A 16,775-nucleotide genomic window follows, 5' to 3' on the forward strand; every position below is an offset into this window, starting at 1 on the left:
CATCAGCCCGCCATGTCCTCCAGCTCGCGCCCGCGCGTTTCGTTGACCATCGCCTTCACGAAGAAGAACGAGACCGCCGCGAAGAACGCATAGCCGAAATAGGTGACGGCGAGGCCGGGCGACACCGCCAGCGCGGGGAAGCTGACCGAGATCGCCGCATTGGCGATCCACTGTGCGAACCCCGACACGGCGAGGCCCGAGCCGCGGATCTGGTTGGGGAACATCTCGCCCAGCATCACCCACATCACCGGCCCCCAGCTCGCGTTGAAGAAGATGACGTAGAGGTTCGCCGCGACCAGCGCGACGATGCCGTTGTTGCCCGGCAGCGACACCGCGCCCGCCGCGTCGGTGACCGCGGTCGAGAACGCCCAGGCGACCACGGCGAGCGTCACCGCCATCCCCGCCGACCCGACGAGCAGCAGCGGCTTGCGCCCGATCCGGTCGACGGTCGCGATCGTGAACAGGCAGGCCGCGATCGACAGCACGCCCGACAGGATGTTGATCTGAAGCGCATTGTCCTCGGTGAAGCCGACCGCTTCCCACAGCACCGCGCCATAATAGAAGACGACGTTGATGCCGACGAGCTGCTGGAACACGGCGAGGCCGATGCCCGCCCACAGGATCGGACGGATGCGGCCGGTCGCCTTGTCGCGCAGGTCGGACAGCTTGGGCTTGTGATGGTCGGCGGCGAGCGAGTTGCGGATCTCCACCACCTTGCGGTCCGCCTCGGCGGCGCCGAACAGGCGGGTGAGCACCGTGTGCGCCTCCTGGTCGCGACCCTTGGCGACCAGGAAGCGCGGGCTTTCCGGGATCACGAGCAATGCGACGAGGTAGATCGCGGCGGGGATCGCCTGGAGCCAGAACATCCAGCGCCATGCCGGGAAACCGAGCCAGAATTGCGCGGTCGAGCCGCCGGCGTAGCGCGCGAGCGCGAAATTGGCGACGAACGCGCCGGTCAGCCCGGTGATAATCATGACCTGCTGCACGCTCGACAGCCGGCCGCGGATCGAGGCCGGCGTGACTTCGGAAATGTAGACCGGAGAGATGACGCTCGCCGCACCGACGCCGAGGCCGCCGACGATGCGCGCGAAGATGAAGATCGCCGATCCGGTGGCGGCGCCCGCGAGCACCGCGCTGACCAGGAACAGCGCCGCCGCGATCATCATGACGTTGCGGCGGCCGATCGCATCGGCCAGCCGCCCGGCGCCGAACGCGCCGATCGCGGAACCGACGAGGATCGCGCCGACGTTGACGCCGATGCCCAGCCGGCCGAGCCCGAAGGCAGCCTCCAGCCCCTTCTGCGTCCCGTTGATGACGCCCGAATCATAGCCGAACATGAAGCCGCCGATCGTCGCCACCGCGACGATCGCGGCGATGAAGCCGAAGTTCGTGGCGGTCCCCTCCGCCCCCCTGATGCTGTCCGTCATCGTCTCTCCCTTGCCCGGTCGCTGCCGGCGTTGATTCGTCAGTGATTGTGTCGCGGCGTCCGTGCGGCGATGCCCCGGTACTTGAGCGCGAAGTCGAGCACGCCGCCCTCGCCCAGCTGACCGGTCTTCTCGCGGTACAATTCCTCCCACGGCGTGTGGCTCTCGGGCACCGGCGGCGACGGCTCGCCGCGACGACGCGCGATCTCGTCCGCCTCGACCAGCGCGTCGCAGCGCCCGGCGGCGAGATCGATGCGGATCACGTCGCCGGTGCGCAGCCACGACAGGCCGCCGCCGACCGCGCTTTCGGGACTGGCGTTGAGGATCGAGGGACTGTCCGACGTCCCCGACTGGCGGCCGTCGCCCAGCGTCGGCAGCGTCATGATCCCGCGCTGGATCAGGTGGTCGGGCGGCTGCATGTTGACCACCTCCGCCGATCCGGGCCAGCCGATCGGGCCGGCACCGCGGATCACCAGGATCGAATCCTCGTCGATCCGCAGCGCGGGATCGTTGATGCGGTGGTGATAATCGTCCGACCCTTCGAACACGACCGCGCGCGCCTCGAACACGTTCTCGCGCCCCGGCATTTCCAGATAGCGCGCGCGGAACGCGGGCGAGATGACGCTGGTCTTCAGGATGGCGAAGTCGAACAGGTTGCCGGTCAGCACCAGGAACCCCGCCTGCTCCTTGAGCGGGCGATCGAACGGGCGGATGACCTCGCGGTCGGTCGCCGCGCGGCCGGCGATGTTGTCCGCGACGCTGCGTCCGGTGACGGTCAGGCAGTCGCCGTCGAGCTTGCCCGCCGCCAGCAGCTCCGCCATCACCGCGGGCACGCCGCCCGCCCGGTGGAAGCGTTCGCCGAGGAAGCGCCCGGCGGGCTGGACGTCGACCAGCAGCGGCAGGTCGTAGCCATGCTCCATCCAGTCGGTCGGCCGCACCTCGACCCCGGCATGCGCCGCCATCGCCTGGATATGCGGCTGCGCGTTCGAGGACCCGCCGATCGCGGTGACGATCCGAAGCGCGTTGAGGAAGCTCGCGCGGGTCAGGATCCGCGACGGGCGCAGGTCCTCATACGCCATGTCGACGATGCGGCGACCGGTTTCGTAGGCGAACTGGCCGCGCTCGCGATACGGCGCGGGGATCGCGGCGCATCCGGGCAGCGACAGGCCGAGCGCCTCCGCCACCGCATTCATTGTCGATGCCGTGCCCATCGTATTGCAATGGCCCGCGGACGGCGCGCTGTCGGTCGCGCGCTGCAGGAACTCCTCCTCGTCGATCTCGCCCGCGGCGAGCTTGCGGCGCGACCGCCAGATGACGGTGCCCGATCCCACCAGCTCGCCCTCGTGCCAGCCGTCGAGCATCGGCCCGCCCGACAGTACGATCGCGGGGATATCGACCGTGCTCGCCGCCATGATCCCCGACGGCGTCGTCTTGTCGCACCCCGTCGTCAGCACGACCGCATCGATCGGATAGCCGTACAGCGTCTCGACCAGCCCCAGATAGGCGAGGTTGCGGTCGAGCGCGGCGGTCGGCCGGCGGCAATTCTCGAAGATCGGATGGACGGGGAATTCGAGCGGGATGCCGCCCGCGTCGCGGATGCCGTCGCGCACCCGCCGCGCGAGGTCGAGGTGGATGCGGTTGCAGGGGCTGAGATCGCTGCCGGTCTGCGCGATGCCGATGATCGGCCGGCCCGAGCGCAGTTCGGCCGGGGTCAGTCCGTAGTTCATGAAGCGTTCGAGGTAGAGCGCGGTCATGTCCGCGCGCGCGGGATCGGCGAACCAGTCACGCGAGCGGAAGGGACGAACCGGTTGGCGTGACACGCTGCACTCTCCATCGCACGGCCGTGACGTGGGGCCCCGCGTTATTCTGGTAACGCTATCACGTTGCCGCCGCCCGTCAAGCGCCGGCGTTCATCCGTGCCGCGCCCGCGGGCGCCGGCGCGGGGGCGCGTCGGACTGACGGCGGATCAGCGTATAGTCGAGGACATGCTGTTCCGCGGCGCCCTCCCCCCCCTTCTGCCGGCGCAGGCTGCCGACGAGCAGGTCGACCGCGGCGCGCGCCATGTCGGCGATCGGCTGGTGGATCGTCGTCAGCTCCGGCCAGATCGCGGTGGCGAGCGTCGTGTCGTCGAAGCCGCACACCGTCAGGTCGCCCGGCACGTCGAGCCCGCGCCGGTGCGCCATCGCCACCGTCGCCGCCGCCATGTCGTCGTTGGACGAAAAGATCGCGGTCGGCGGATCGGCGAGGTCGAGCAGCAGTTCGGCAGCGTCGAGGCCCGAGCGATAGGTGAACAGTCCATCGACGATCAGCGCGGGATCCTCGTCGATCCCCGCGGCCGCCAGCGCCGCGCGATACCCCTCCAGCCGCTGTGCGCTTGCCGACAAATTGGGGTTGCCCGCGATGAAGCCGATGCGGCGATGCCCAAGGTCCATGATGTGCCGCGTCATCGTCGCCGCGGCCTCGCGGTCGTCGATGCGGATCGCCGGCTGGTTCTCCGCCGGAAAGCCGGTGGCGACCGACACCGTCGGGACCCGCGCCGCGGCGAGCAGCGCCAGCAGTGCCGGCGCCTCGCACAGCGGCGGCGGCAGGATGATGCCGTCGATCCCGCCGTCGACCAGATGCTGCGCCACTTCGAGCTCGTGGTCGCCCAGCTCGCATTTCTCGACGACGATCTGCACGTCGCTGCGACTCGCCTGGTCGAGGCTGCCGAGCAGGAATTCGCTGAGGAATCCGGCGCTGGGGTTGCTGTAGAGCAAACCGATCCGCACCTGGCCCGCGCCCGCCAGACTGCGCGCGGCGCGGTTGGGCGCATAATTGAGCGTCGAGATCGCGGTATTGACCGCCTCGCGCGTCGCCGGCCGGACATTGGTCTCACCGTTGATGACGCGCGAGACCGTCATCGGCGATACGCCGGCCAGGCGGGCGACGTCGCTGATGGTGGGCGCCGATCCGGATCGGCGGGACGAGCGCGGCGGCGCGGCGGTGGTCGGATCCATAGGGCGAATGGGAGCGGTCCAGAGATGAGAGCGACAGGCATGGACGCAAGCCGCGACGTTCACAAGTGGGGGCCGTGCGCGCAGGTGGCGGCCGCCCCGCGGCGTGCGGGATTTCGGGCGGCTATCGCCGTGCGGACGGGGGCGGCTCGCGATCCGGCGCGGCAACGACGCCCCGCGAACCACGCCACGCCGGACAGCCGGTCAAGCCAAGCCGGGCGCGCCTGCACACGCGCCACGGCCCGGCCCGACACTTTACCGCATGGTTCCGCGTCCCTGCGGGCAGGACGGCGGCGGAATCGCGCTTGCGGACACCGGAAAGCGGCCATATGGTAGCGCTATCGAGGTCGGATCGACGACCATGCAGGCCTCAGCAGAAGGCCGTCGTACAGGAAGGATGCAAAGGCCCATGCCACGTCGACCGAACACCTGGTTCGCCATCGCCGCGCTCGTCGCGAGCGGCGGTGCCGCGATCGCCCAGACCGGCAAGCCCGAACCGCGCAGCCCCGATGGCCGCCGCTATCTGTCGCAGCCGCTGGTGACGGACATCTATACCGCCGATCCGTCCGCGCATGTCTTCGACGGCAAGCTCTACGTCTATCCCAGCCACGATGTCGATGCCGGCATTCCCGACGACGACCTCGGCAATCAATATGCGATGCACGACTATCGCGTGCTGAGCATGGACCGTGTCGGCGGACCGGTCACCGAACACCCGGTCGCGATCGACGTAAAGGACATTCCCTGGGCGTCGAAGCAGACCTGGGCACCCGATGCCGCGTACAAGGACGGCACCTATTTCCTCTACATGCCCGCGCGCGACAAGGCGGGCGTGTTCCGCATCGGCGTCGCCACGTCGAAATCGCCGACCGGCCCGTTCAAGGCGGAAGCCGAGCCGATCCGCGGCAGCTTCTCGATCGATCCGGCGGTCTTCACCGACGCCGACGGGCGCAGCTACATGTACTGGGGCGGCATCTGGGGCGGCCAGTTGCAGCGCTGGGCGAGCGGACGCTACGATCCCAAGGGCGGCGACACCGACCTGAAGCAGGACGACCGGCCCGCGCTGATGCCCAAGGTCGCGCGCCTGTCCGCGGACATGAAGCAGTTCGCCGAAGCCCCGCGCGACGTCGTCATCACCGACGCGGCCGGCAAGCCGCTGCTCGGCGGCGATCACGACCGCCGGTTCTTCGAAGCGTCATGGACGTTCAAGCGCGGCGGCAAATATTATTTCACCTATTCGACCGGCGACACCCACTTCCTCAACTATGCGATCGGCAGCACGCCGTACGGTCCCTTCCGCTATACCGGACATTTCCTGTCGCCGGTGCAGGGCTGGACGTCGCATCATTCGATCGTCGAGTTCAAGGGCAAGTGGTGGCTGTTCTACCACGACACGCAATTGTCCAACAAGAACCACCTGCGCTCGGTGAAGGTCACCGAACTGTCGTTCGATCCGGATGGCACGATCCGCCCGATCGATCCGTTCAAGGACTGATCGATGTTCCTCGGGATCGACATCGGCACCTCCGGTGTCAAGGCGGTGGTGCTCGACGTCGACGGCGGCGTCGTCGCGCAGGGCGTGGCACCGCTCGCCGTGCAACGCCCCCGGCCGCTCTGGTCGGAGCAGGACCCCGACGCCTGGTGGCGGGCGACCGAGGTGGCGGTGCTCGCGATCGATGCGGACGTCCGGCGCGGCGTCCGCGGCATCGGCCTCGCCGGCCAGATGCACGGCGCCACGCTGCTCGACGCCGACGATGCGCCGTTGCGCGCCGCTATCCTGTGGAACGACGGCCGCTCCTTCGCCGAATGCGCCGAGCTGGAGGCGGCGACCCCCGACTTCCACCGGATCGGCGGCAATCAGGTGATGCCCGGCTTCACCGCGCCCAAGCTGCAATGGCTGCGGCACCACGAACCCGCACTGTTCGACCGCATCGCCACCGTGCTCCTGCCCAAGGATTACGTGCGGCTGCGGATGACCGGCGACAAGGCATCGGACATGTCCGATGCCGCTGGCACGCTGTGGCTCGACGTCGCCGGCCGACGGTGGAGCGACACCCTGCTCGCCGCAACCGGGCTGACCACGGCGCAGATGCCGCGGCTGGTCGAAGGCAGCGCGGTTGCCGGCCGGTTGCGCGCCGACGTCGCCGCCCGCTGGGGCATGGCACCGGTGCCGGTCGCGGGCGGCGGCGGCGACAATGCCGCGGGCGCGGCGGGCGTCGGGGCGGTGCGCGACGGCGATGCGCTGCTGTCGCTCGGCACGTCGGGCGTAATCTTCGTCGCCACCGACGGGTTTCGTCCCAACGTCGCGGGCGCGGTCCACGCCTTCTGCCATTGCGTCCCCGACCTGTGGCACCAGATGGCGGTGCACCTGTCCGCCGCGGCGTGCATCGACTGGGTGGCGCGCCTCACCGGGGCCGGGGGCGCCGCCGACCTGTTCGCGCAGGCGGAGCGGGCCGGCCCGGCCTCCGGTCCCGAGCTGTTCCTCCCCTATCTGTCGGGCGAGCGGACGCCGCACAACGATGCCCAGGTGCGCGGCGGCTTCCTGCGGCTCGACAACGACACCGGGCCGGAACGCCTGGCGCAGGCGGTGCTGGAGGGCGTCGGCTTCGCGCTCGCCGACGGCCTTCGCGTGCTGCGCGACGCGGGAACGCGGATCGAACGCCTGTCGGTCATCGGCGGCGGCGCACGCTCGCGCTATTGGGGCGAGACGCTGGCGGCGGCGATGAACGTCGAGCTCGTCTATCTGCACGGCGGCGAGGTCGGCCCGGCGCTCGGCGCCGCGCGGCTCGCGCAGCTGGCGGTCGACGGCGGCACCCCCGCCGAGGTCTGCCGCCCGCCCGCCGTCGCCCACGTCATCGCGCCCGATGCCGCGCTCGCCGCGCGCCTCGCCCCCAAATACGCCGCGTTCCGCGACGCCTATCCCCGCATAAGGAGCCTCTGATGGCCGATTTCTTCGCCGACATCCCGACGATCCGCTACGAAGGCCCCGACAGCGACAACGCGCTGGCCTATCGGTTCTACGACAAGGACCGCGTCGTGCTCGGCAAGACGATGGCCGAACACCTGCGCTTCGCGGCGTGCTTCTGGCACACCTTCTGCTGGCCGGGCAGCGACGTGTTCGGCGGCGGCACCTTCGACCGCCCCTGGCATCGCGGTGCCAACGATGCCGCCGCCGCCGCGCAGAAGCGCAGCGCCGCATTCGACTTCTTCCAGAAGCTCGACGTGCCCTATTATTGTTTTCACGACGTCGACGTGATGGCCGACGCCGGCACCGTCGCCGAACACCGCCGTGCCTTCGCCGAGGCGGTCGACCATCTCGAACAGCTTCAGGCGGCAAGCGGCCGCAAGCTGCTGTGGGGTACCGCCAACCTGTTCAGCCACCCGCGCTTCGCCGCCGGCGGCGCGACCAATCCCGATCCCGAAGTCTTCGCGTTCGGCGCGATGCAGGTGCGCGACGCGCTGGAGGCGACGCATCGCCTGGGCGGCGAGAATTACGTGCTGTGGGGCGGGCGCGAAGGCTATGAAACGCTGCTCAACACCGACATGGCGCGCGAACTCGACAATCTCGGCCGCTTCCTCAATCTCGTCGTCGCGCACAAGCACAAGATCGGCTTCACCGGCACGATCCTGATCGAACCCAAGCCGCACGAGCCGACCAAGCACCAGTACGACTTCGACACGGCGACGGTGTACGGCTTCCTGAAGCGCTACGGCCTCGAGAACGAGGTGCGCGTGAACATCGAGGCGAACCACGCCACGCTGTCCGGCCACACCTTCGAGCACGAGATCGCGACCGCAGGCGCGCTCGGCATCTTCGGGTCGATCGACGCCAATCGCGGCGATCCGCAGAACGGCTGGGACACCGACCAATTCCCCAATTCGGTCGAGGAGATGACGCTGGCGATGCTGGAGATCCTGCGCGCGGGCGGGTTCACCACCGGGGGTTTCAATTTCGACGCCAAGGTCCGCCGCCAGTCGATCGACGCGGTCGACCTGTTCCACGGCCATATCGGCGGCATCGACGTCGTCGCGAAGGGCCTGCTCAACGCCGCCGCGCTGATCGAGGACGGCCGGCTGGATGCCGCGCGGACCGAGCGCTACGCCGGCTGGACGGGCGACTTCGGCACCACGATCGCCGACCTGGACCTCGCCGGCATCGCCGACCTCGCGGTCGAGCGCGCGATCGATCCCAGGCCGCGTTCGGGCCGGCAGGAACGGCTGGAAAACCTCGTCAACCGCTTCCTCTGAGGGCGGCAGGACGCGAACCGCTCGTAACCACACGACATGAAACGGCCGCGGATCCATCGATCCGCGGCCGTTCTCGTCTGGGCTGCCGGTCGCCGCCGCTCCCCCGTCACCGGGGGAGCGACCGGTCAGAAGCGGCCCCGGATGCCGACCAGCACCGTGCGACCCGGCTGGTACTGGTTGAAGGTCGCGTTCGGATACTGGAAGTAGCTGCTCTGCGCTTCCTTGTTGATGTTGATGACGTTGAGCACGACCGTCGGCAGGTAGGGCTTGCCGAACACCTTGCCCAAGTCGACGTTGCCTGAAAAATCGAGCTGGCCGTAGTCGCGTCCGAAGATCGCGGCGCCGGGGATGCCGTTCTGGTTCAGGCCGGATGCCTGCGACCCCTCGTTGAACGTATAGGTCAGCCGCGCCGACAGGCCGTTGCCCTCGTAATAGCCGGTCAGCGTATAGGTCGTCGGCGCGACGCCGAGCGCCACCGCGGGCGCGCCGCTGCCCTCCCCCTTCTGGTCGATGATGGTCAGGCTGCCCTGAAAGCCGAAGCCGCGCACGCCGATATAGTGCGTCAGGAAGTCGAGCGGCTGGGTCAGCTGGAATTCGAGGCCGTTGACCTTGAGCTTGCCGTCCGAATTGACCTGTTGCTGGATGACGACGTTGACGTCGCGCAGCGCCTGCCCGGGATTGGCGCGCGAGGCGAGCGCGTCGCGCTGCGCCTGGGTCAGCGAATCGATCGTGATCCCGTACGGCTCCAGGAACGAGAAGGGCACCGTGTTGAGCCCGTTGACGGTGAAGCCGGTGATCGACTTGCGGAACGCCGCCACCGCGATCACCCCTTCGCCGCCGGTGTAATATTCGAACCCGAGATCGATGTTGTTCGAGATATACGGATTGAGCGCGTTGTTGCCGACCGTGCCGACGTCGGCGGACGGCTGGACGAAGCTGGCGCCCGGCAGCAGCGCGTTGGGATCGGGCCGCGTCATCGTCCGCGACAGCGACGCGCGCGCCACCGCCTTGCCCGCGAAGTCGATCGATGCGGTCGCCGACGGCAGGAAGTTGGAATAGAGCCGCGTCGTTTCAGGGAAGGTGATGAAATTGGGATAGCGACCGCCGTCCGCGATCGGCGTCGCGGTCAGCGGCCCGGCGCCGTCGGGATCGCGCCCCGCGTTGCGCGGATCGGGCACGCTGACCCGCCCGCCGACGATCTGTTGCGTCCGCACGTAGCGCAGCCCGCCGTTCAGTCGCAGCGTAGTGTCGCCGAATTCCACGATGCCGTTCATCTCGGCGAAGGTGCCGGTCACCTTTTCGCGGATCAGGCCGCCGTTGGCGCCGCTGCTGCCCGCCCCCGTCTCGGTCGCGCCGGCGAGCAGCGCGTCATAGTTGGTCGCGCTCCTGAACTTGTTCCAGTCGACGGTGATGAAGCCGGTCTTGGCATCGGGCAACAGATAGCCCGGCACCGCGGCGGTCGGCACCAGCGACCCCGCATAGACGATCGGCGTCCCACCGACCGTGGCATTGGTGCCGTAGCCGGGAAAGGTCGGGAAGCCCGCGGGCGTCGCGCTTCCCGGCTGGTTCAGCCCGGTGCAGGGCGTCGTCGCGGTGTTCGGCGCCGCGAGCGTGACGCTGGGACCGTTGCCGCAGATCAGGTTCTGCCAGACGTTGGTGTTGTCGAACGGCGTGATCCGCCGCTGCGTATCGTCATAGGCCGCGCCGACGCGTACGCTGAAGCGCTTCTCGTCGCCGAACAGCAGGCTGCCGCGCACGCCCCGGTTCTCGGTGCGCCGCTCCTCCCCGTTCAGATTGACGCGGCCACCGCCCGCCCAGCCGAAATTGGCCGGGTTGTTGAGGTCGACGTTGGTCGTGATCGACGGGATGCCGCCGTCATTGGCATAGGTGACGGTCGTGCCGCTGCTCGGCGGGGTGATGACCAGCACCGTCGGGCTTTCGCGACGGAAGGGGCTTTCGTTCCAGTTCGCCTGGATGTCGCCCTTGATCCAGTCGTTGACGACGAATTCCGCACCGGGATTGACGCCGTAGAAGTCGACCGTGTCGCGATAGGGCCGGAATTCGAGAAAGAACTGCGCGTTGGCATAGGTGCCGCCGGTGACGACGCAGCCGGTCGTGCAGTCGCTGCGGTCATAGGTCGTCTTGAGCGGGATCGACGCGCCGTTGCGCACCGCCCAGTTCATCGCCGACCGGTCGAAATCCGTCGTCCGCTTGCCGTAGATGCCGTCGACATACAGGTGGAAGGCGTCGCTGGGACGCCATTCCGCCGATGCGATGAAATTGTAGCGATCGCGCTTGCCGTCCTCGTAGCGCGGCCGGCCGAGCCGCGGCAGCAGGCCATTGTCGATCTGGTCGATCGTCGCGCCGGGGTTGTTGGCGAGCAGGAACGCCTGGTTGATCGTCGTGCCGGTGACCAGGCCGTTGCCGGCATTGGCGGGCACCGTGCCGGGAATGGTGAAGTTGCCGCCACCGGTCGGGTTCAGCGTGCCGCCGGTGCGCTGCGTCGCGGTTAGGTTGGGGTTGGTCCAGCCGATCGTCTCGAACCCGTCGACACGGAAGCGGTTGCGCACCCCGGCGGCGCCGACCAGCAGACCGAAATCGCCCTTGCTCGCGCTGGCGAGCAGGTAACCGCGATAGCCCCAGTCGCCGTCGTGCTGACCTTCGACGCCTGTCCGCCATAGCTGACATAGGCCTTGGGATTGTCGAACGGCCGGGCCGAGCGCAGGTTGACGGTACCCGCCGCGCCGCCTTCGACCTGGCTTGCCACCGGCGACTTGCTGACGGTCAGCTGGGTGAACAATTCGGTGGGCAACAGGTCGAGGTCGACCTCGCGGTTGGTGCTCTGCGCGTCGAAGCGGACCGATGCGGTGGCGACCGGCGCGCCGTTGAGCAGCACGCGCGTGAAGTTGGTGCCGAGGCCGCGGATCGCGACGCTGGTGCCCTCGCCCGTCACCTCGCGCGCGATGGTGACGCCCGGGATGCGGTTCACCGATTCGGCGATGTTGGTGTCGGGAAACTTGCCGATATCCTCGGCGAAGATCGAATCGGTGAAGCCGACGGCGTTGCGCTTGGCGTTCGTCTGGCTTTGCAGCGAGGCGCGATAGCCGGTGACGACGATATCGTCGTTGCCGGTCGCGGACGGATCTGCGGGCGGCTGTGCCGGCCCGTCGATCGCGGTCGGTGCGGTCTGGCCCGCGCCGTCCTGCGCCGGCGGCGTGGCGGGTTCGGCACTGCTGCTCGACAACGATGGCGTGGGCGCGCCCGGCGTGGCGGTCTGCGCGAGCGCGGGCCAGGCGGCGCCGGCGAGCAGCATCGCGGCCATCGCGTTCACGCGGCGAAACGGAGTCATGGTGCGCTTCATCACAGTCCTCTCCCTGTCGGGCGGGGACCGTCATTCATCCCCTACCCGCAAGCCGAAGATTATTGATAGCGCTAACGCGGTCAATGGCCTATTTCTGGCAAAACTACTGTCCCATTGTCTTGCGGTCATCCCAGAGTAACTGCGATGTTAGCGTAAACCCATCATTCGATACGACAAACTGCCCGGCTGATCGATCGCACCCTGCGCAGGAATTTTTCGCTGGCATCGTGGTATCGCACCACTTGCGACGGGCGCCGGCCTGTGGGTAGCGCGATGGACGCGCGCCACGCACGTCATCCACACCGATGGGTCGGAATCGGTCAGCCGAGCAACCCCGCGCCGATTTTTGCGTTCGGCACGGGATTGGGGGACCCGCCAGGTATGAGTACGCATGTGGAAGACCGGATCGCGGCGCTGGAGCAGGCGGTGAGGGCGCTGTTGCGCTATCTCGACGGCCGCGAGGTCCTGAGCGTCGGCGAGGTGGATGCCGTATCCGCGATCCTCGGCGAGCGCGACCCGAGCGCGCGCTAGCGCCCCCGCCCGTCGATCCGGCCGGCCCTGCGCGTCAGCGCAGCAGCGCCAGCGGCACCGCCGCCGCCATCGCGCGATAGCCGGCCTCGCTCGGATGCAGGCCGTCGCCGCTGTCATAGGCCGGGGCGAGATAGGCGGGGCGTGCGGGATCGCGCATCGCCCGGTCGAAATCCACCACCGCGTCGAACCGGCCGGGCGTGCGGATCCACGCGTTGATCGCGCCGCGCATCCGCTCCGACCCCGCATCGGGGTGGTAATAGCCGTTGGCCATGAACGGCATCACCGTCCCGCCATAGATGCGGATGCCGCGTTCGTGCGCGCGTGCGATCATCTGTGCATAGGCGCCGGTGACCTGGGCCACGAGCGCGTCCTGCTCCGCCACGCTTGCGGGCGCGTCGCGTTGCAGGACGCCGATGTCGTTGATCCCCTCCAGCACGATGACGTGGCCGATGCCGGGTTGCGACAGGACGTCGCGGTCGAACCGCGCGAGCGCGTTCGGCCCCAGCCCGTCGCGCAGGATGCGGTTGCCGCCGATCCCCTGGTTGACGACCGCCACGCGCCCGCCGAGCCGGCGCGCCAGCGCGTCGGTCCAGCGTGCGTTGGTGTCGGGCCTGACGCCATAGCCGTCGGTGATCGAGTCGCCGAACGCGACGACGCCGCGCGCCGCGCCGCAGTGCCGCACCTCGATCCCGGCGAGGAAGAACCAGTGTGCGGTCGGCTCGGCCGCCGACAGCGCGGCATCGCCCGCGCGCGCACCCCTGGCGAGCCAGGAGGTGGCGCGCGAGCCGGGATGCCCGGTCTGCCCCTGCGGATCGTCGGGCAGGTCGAGGCTGACGGCCAGATCCGCGAAGGCGGCGACCGGCATCGCCACCGGATCGCTCCACCAGTCGGCGCCGGCGGGGATCAGGACGTCCGGCCGCCCCGCGAAAGTCAGCGCACGCGCATCCGCAGCGACCGGCGGCGTCCGGCCGCCGGTCACGGTGCGTCCGATCGCGGCGGCGGCGATGCGCAGCGGCTGGTGGCCGAAGGCGTTCGAGAGGCGGACGCGCACCGCGTCGCCGCCGATGCTGACCCGCGCGACCTGGCGCAGCGTCGCGCCGGCGAGCCGGCCCGCGGCCAGCGCATTGTCGGTGCCGGGCTCCATCTGCGACGAGCCCCACGTCGCCGCCCACGGACAGGCGGCGGGCGCCGGGGCGGCGGGATGGGCGGCGAGCAACAGCGCGGTCAGCAGGTAGGACGGCATCGTCGAATTCCTTCGGGCGGTTCAGCGGTAACGGTAGAGGCGCACCTTCTGGATGCCCCATTGCCCCGGCGGCAGGCGGATATGGCGGCCCTGATGCGTCTGGTCGCCGTTGAGCACGCGGCCGCGGACCCAGCGGCCACCGGCATCGAACACGCCCTCCTCGGCGCGCTCGATGCCGACGAGCGGCGGCCCGTCGCCGCTGCCCGCGAACGTGACGGTGATCCCCTGCCCGGCGATCAGGAATTCGTCCGGACCGGTGCCGATCACCATGCCGCCATAGCCGGCGGTGTCGGCGGTCATCGCCGGGCGTTCGATGTCGGCGAAGGCGACGGTGAAGCGATAGCCGCCGATGCCGCGCACCTGCGGTTCGTAATCGAGCGATTCGTCGTAGCGCTGGCGCGGTTTGAAGCCGGCGATGCGGTCGCCGCCCTGCGCGGCGAGGATATGCGGTTCGAGCTGGCGCAACACCGCATAGGCGTCGGCGAGCCGCCCAGGCGCATCGTCGACCGAATCGATCGCGAAGGGGCCGAAGCCGATCGCGCCGCGCTCGCCGAACGCGTAGAAGGCGTTGGCCGGCACGACCGGATTGTCGGCATTGTGGGCTTCGGGCACGAACAGGGGATTGTCGGGCCGCGCGTAGCGATCGACGATCCGGGTGAAATCGGGGAAATAGATGTCGGGCGCGATCAGGTCGATCGCCGGCGCCCCCGCCTTCCACACGTCGATCAGATGCGGCAGCGGTCCGCCGCTGGGATATTGCCCCGGCGCCCGGCCGGGGCGGTTGAGCGCGACGTTGACGTACATCGGCAGCGGATAGGCGGCCTTGCCCGCGCGGGCGAGCGCGTCGGCGAAGCGCGCGTAATGCCACGCGGCGAAAACCTCCGCCGCGGCGTCGCCGTCGCCGAACAGCTCGGTCCAGCTGCCCTGCGTGCGGGCGCCGCGGTCCGCCCATATCGCCTTCATCTCCGGCACCAGCGTGTCGCGATGCTGCGTCAGATAGGCGGTCAGCGCCGCCGGCACGGGTTGCGCGAAGGCCGCGTCGGCGGGTGCGGAATGGTCGCGCGCGACCGGCAGCATGCCGATCTCGTTCTCCACCTGCACCATCAGTACGGTGTTGCGGGTCCCGTCGACCGCCTTCAGATGCGCGAGCATCGCCGCATAGGCGCGCGCTTCGGCACGGATCGTCTCGGCCCCGAAGGTCGACAGGATCTCGACCGACGGCCCGTCGGGCAGCGCCGCGCGGGGAAAGCGCGTCTGGTCGCGCTTCACCCAGCCCGGCACGTAGGTGGACATGGAGTTCTTGTAGGCGCCGAACCACAGCAGGACGAGCTTCAGGTCCGCGGCGCGCGCGGCGCGCAGCATCGCGTCGAGGCTCGACCAGTCGTAATGTCCCTCGACCGGCTCGATCAGCTCCCACGACACCGGCGCCAGCACGGTATTGAGGTGCATCGCGCGCAGCTTCGCCCAGTGCGGCGCCATATAGGCGGCGCTGGAGGCGGAGGAATTGCCCAGCTCGCCCGCAATCAGCAGCATGGGCCTGCCGCCGACGACGAGCTGCGACGTCGTCCCCTGCCGCCGCAGGTACGGCACGTCGGCGCAGGCCGGCGTGGCGACCGCGAGCGCCGCCGCCAGCATCAGCGCGGCGCGCGGCGTCACCAGCTCCATAATGTCCCGTCCTCCAGCCGGTTCACCGGCAGATAGGCGCGGCGATAGGCGTGGGTCGCCGCGCGCGCCTCGTCGATGTCGACCCCTAGCCCCGGTGCGTCGCCGGGATGCATGCCACCGTCCGCGAACGTATAGGCGTGCGGAAAGACCGCGTCGGTGTCCGCGGTGTGCGGCATATGCTCCTGGATGCCGAAATTGGGCACCGAGAGGCCGAAGTGCAGCGCCGCCGCCATCGCCACCGGCGACAGGTCGGTCGCGCCGTGGCACCCGGTGCGCACCTGATACAGGTCGGCGAGCGCGGCGATGCGGCGCAGGTGGGTGATGCCGCCGGCATGAACCACGGTGGCGCGGATATAGTCGATCAGCTGGTTCTCGATCAGCTGCTTGGCGTCCCAGATCGAATTGAACACCTCGCCCACCGCGAGCGGCGTCGTCGTGTGCTGGCGGATCAGGCGGAATGCGTCCTGATTCTCCGCCGGAGTCGCATCCTCGATCCAGAACGGGCGATAGGGTTCGAGGTCGCGGCCCAGCCGCCCCGCCTCGATCGGGGTGAGCCGGTGGTGGACGTCGTGGAGCAGGTGGACGTCCCAGCCGAGCGCCTCGCGCGCCGCGGCGAACAGCGCGGGAACGATGCGCAGATAGGCCGCGGTCGACCAGACGCTTTCCGTCGGCAACGCCGCATCCGCGGGTTCGTAGGTCTGGCCCGGCTTGGCGACGCCATAGGTGGCGGCGAGCCCGGGCACGCCGCATTGCAGCCGGATCGCCCTGTAGCCGTCATCGCGACAGCGCAGCGCGGTCGCGATCGTATCCTCTATCGTCGTGCCGTTGGCATGGGCGTAGACGAGGCAGGACGTGCGGCTCGCCCCGCCGAGTAACTGGTAGACGGGCAGGCCGGCGACCTTTCCCTTGATGTCCCACAGCGCCATGTCGACCGCGGCGATCGCGGTCATCGTCACCGGGCCGCGCCGCCAATAGGCGCCCTTGTAGAGATATTGCCAGATGTCCTCGATGCGGTGTGCGTCGCGGCCGATCAGGCAGGGGACGACGTGATCGGACAGGTAGCTCGCCACCGACAGTTCGCGACCGTTCAGCGTCGCATCGCCGACGCCGGTGGTGCCGTCGTCGCAGACGAGCTTGAGCGTCACGAAATTGCGGTTCGGACAGGTCACGATGACGCGGGCGTCGACGATATGCGGCACCGTCAGGACACCTTTGCCGGCACTGCCTGCCCACGGCCGTCACGCCAAAATCGGTCGTCCATGTCCCGCTCCCGTCACGGCGGCCGTCTCGCGCGGCTTGCCACTGGATCT

12 protein-coding genes are annotated in these 16,775 nt (G+C 69.3%); 4 read left to right on the top strand and 8 right to left on the bottom strand.

What is annotated here, in order from left to right:
- Nucleotides 1-2: 2 nt before the first annotated feature.
- From LPN01_RS06575 to LPN01_RS06585, 3 genes are all read right to left on the bottom strand, one after another.
- Entirely contained in the window at nt 3-1,427 is a 1,425-nt protein-coding gene (locus LPN01_RS06575; protein ID WP_262827568.1) for a sugar porter family MFS transporter, read from the bottom strand.
- A 38-nt stretch (nt 1,428-1,465) separates the two neighbouring features.
- Nucleotides 1,466-3,244 (bottom strand): IlvD/Edd family dehydratase, encoded by a 1,779-nt coding sequence (locus LPN01_RS06580; protein WP_262827569.1) that lies wholly within the window; start codon nt 3,242-3,244, stop codon nt 1,466-1,468.
- A gap of 90 nt (nt 3,245-3,334) precedes the next feature.
- Nucleotides 3,335-4,420, bottom strand: coding sequence for a LacI family DNA-binding transcriptional regulator (locus LPN01_RS06585; RefSeq protein ID WP_262827570.1), 1,086 nt, complete (start codon nt 4,418-4,420; stop codon nt 3,335-3,337).
- Between the two features lie 406 nt (nt 4,421-4,826).
- On the opposite strand from LPN01_RS06585, the gene LPN01_RS06590 reads away from it, so the two are divergent.
- Genes LPN01_RS06590 through xylA form a run of 3 tightly spaced genes read left to right on the top strand, consistent with a single transcriptional unit; the run spans nt 4,827 to nt 8,665 of the window.
- The gene (locus tag LPN01_RS06590; protein WP_262827571.1) at nt 4,827-5,912 is read left to right on the top strand and encodes a glycoside hydrolase family 43 protein; all 1,086 of its coding nucleotides are present in this window, start codon (nt 4,827-4,829) and stop codon (nt 5,910-5,912) included.
- A gap of 3 nt (nt 5,913-5,915) precedes the next feature.
- Nucleotides 5,916-7,358, top strand: a complete 1,443-nt coding sequence (gene xylB / locus LPN01_RS06595; RefSeq protein ID WP_262827572.1) for a xylulokinase — start codon at nt 5,916-5,918, stop codon at nt 7,356-7,358.
- Nucleotides 7,355-8,665: a xylose isomerase gene (gene xylA, locus LPN01_RS06600; protein WP_410482807.1), complete on the top strand. Its 1,311-nt coding sequence runs from the start codon at nt 7,355-7,357 to the stop codon at nt 8,663-8,665. The genes xylB and xylA overlap by 4 nt, the downstream gene beginning before the upstream one ends.
- A gap of 125 nt (nt 8,666-8,790) precedes the next feature.
- Here the strand turns inward: xylA and LPN01_RS06605 are convergent, their stop codons facing one another.
- Nucleotides 8,791-11,289, bottom strand: coding sequence for a TonB-dependent receptor (locus tag LPN01_RS06605; protein WP_262827606.1), 2,499 nt, complete (start codon nt 11,287-11,289; stop codon nt 8,791-8,793).
- Nucleotides 11,175-12,026, bottom strand: coding sequence for a TonB-dependent receptor plug domain-containing protein (locus LPN01_RS06610; protein ID WP_262827607.1), 852 nt, complete (start codon nt 12,024-12,026; stop codon nt 11,175-11,177). Before LPN01_RS06610 ends, LPN01_RS06605 begins: the two co-directional genes overlap by 115 nt.
- A gap of 393 nt (nt 12,027-12,419) precedes the next feature.
- Between LPN01_RS06610 and LPN01_RS06615 the strand changes: the two genes are divergently transcribed.
- On the top strand, nt 12,420-12,557 hold the full coding sequence (locus LPN01_RS06615) for a hypothetical protein (protein WP_262827574.1): 138 nt from the start codon (nt 12,420-12,422) through the stop codon (nt 12,555-12,557).
- A 34-nt stretch (nt 12,558-12,591) separates the two neighbouring features.
- On the opposite strand, the gene LPN01_RS06620 is transcribed toward LPN01_RS06615, so the two are convergent.
- From LPN01_RS06620 to manD, 3 genes are read right to left on the bottom strand one after another with little or no spacing between them, the layout of a single operon-like run.
- A complete protein-coding gene (locus tag LPN01_RS06620) occupies nt 12,592-13,800 on the bottom strand; it encodes an SGNH/GDSL hydrolase family protein (protein ID WP_262827575.1) in 1,209 nt (402 codons plus the stop codon).
- 21 nt (nt 13,801-13,821) lie between these two features.
- On the bottom strand, nt 13,822-15,465 hold the full coding sequence (locus LPN01_RS06625) for a DUF5597 domain-containing protein (RefSeq protein ID WP_262827576.1): 1,644 nt from the start codon (nt 15,463-15,465) through the stop codon (nt 13,822-13,824).
- Nucleotides 15,453-16,664: a D-mannonate dehydratase ManD gene (gene manD, locus LPN01_RS06630; RefSeq protein ID WP_262827577.1), complete on the bottom strand. Its 1,212-nt coding sequence runs from the start codon at nt 16,662-16,664 to the stop codon at nt 15,453-15,455. Before manD ends, LPN01_RS06625 begins: the two co-directional genes overlap by 13 nt.
- Nucleotides 16,665-16,775 lie beyond the last annotated feature (111 nt).

Origin of the sequence: Sphingomonas sp. A2-49, assembly GCF_025548555.1 — a bacterium.
In the GTDB taxonomy this organism is placed as follows: Bacteria; Pseudomonadota; Alphaproteobacteria; order Sphingomonadales; family Sphingomonadaceae; genus Sphingomonas.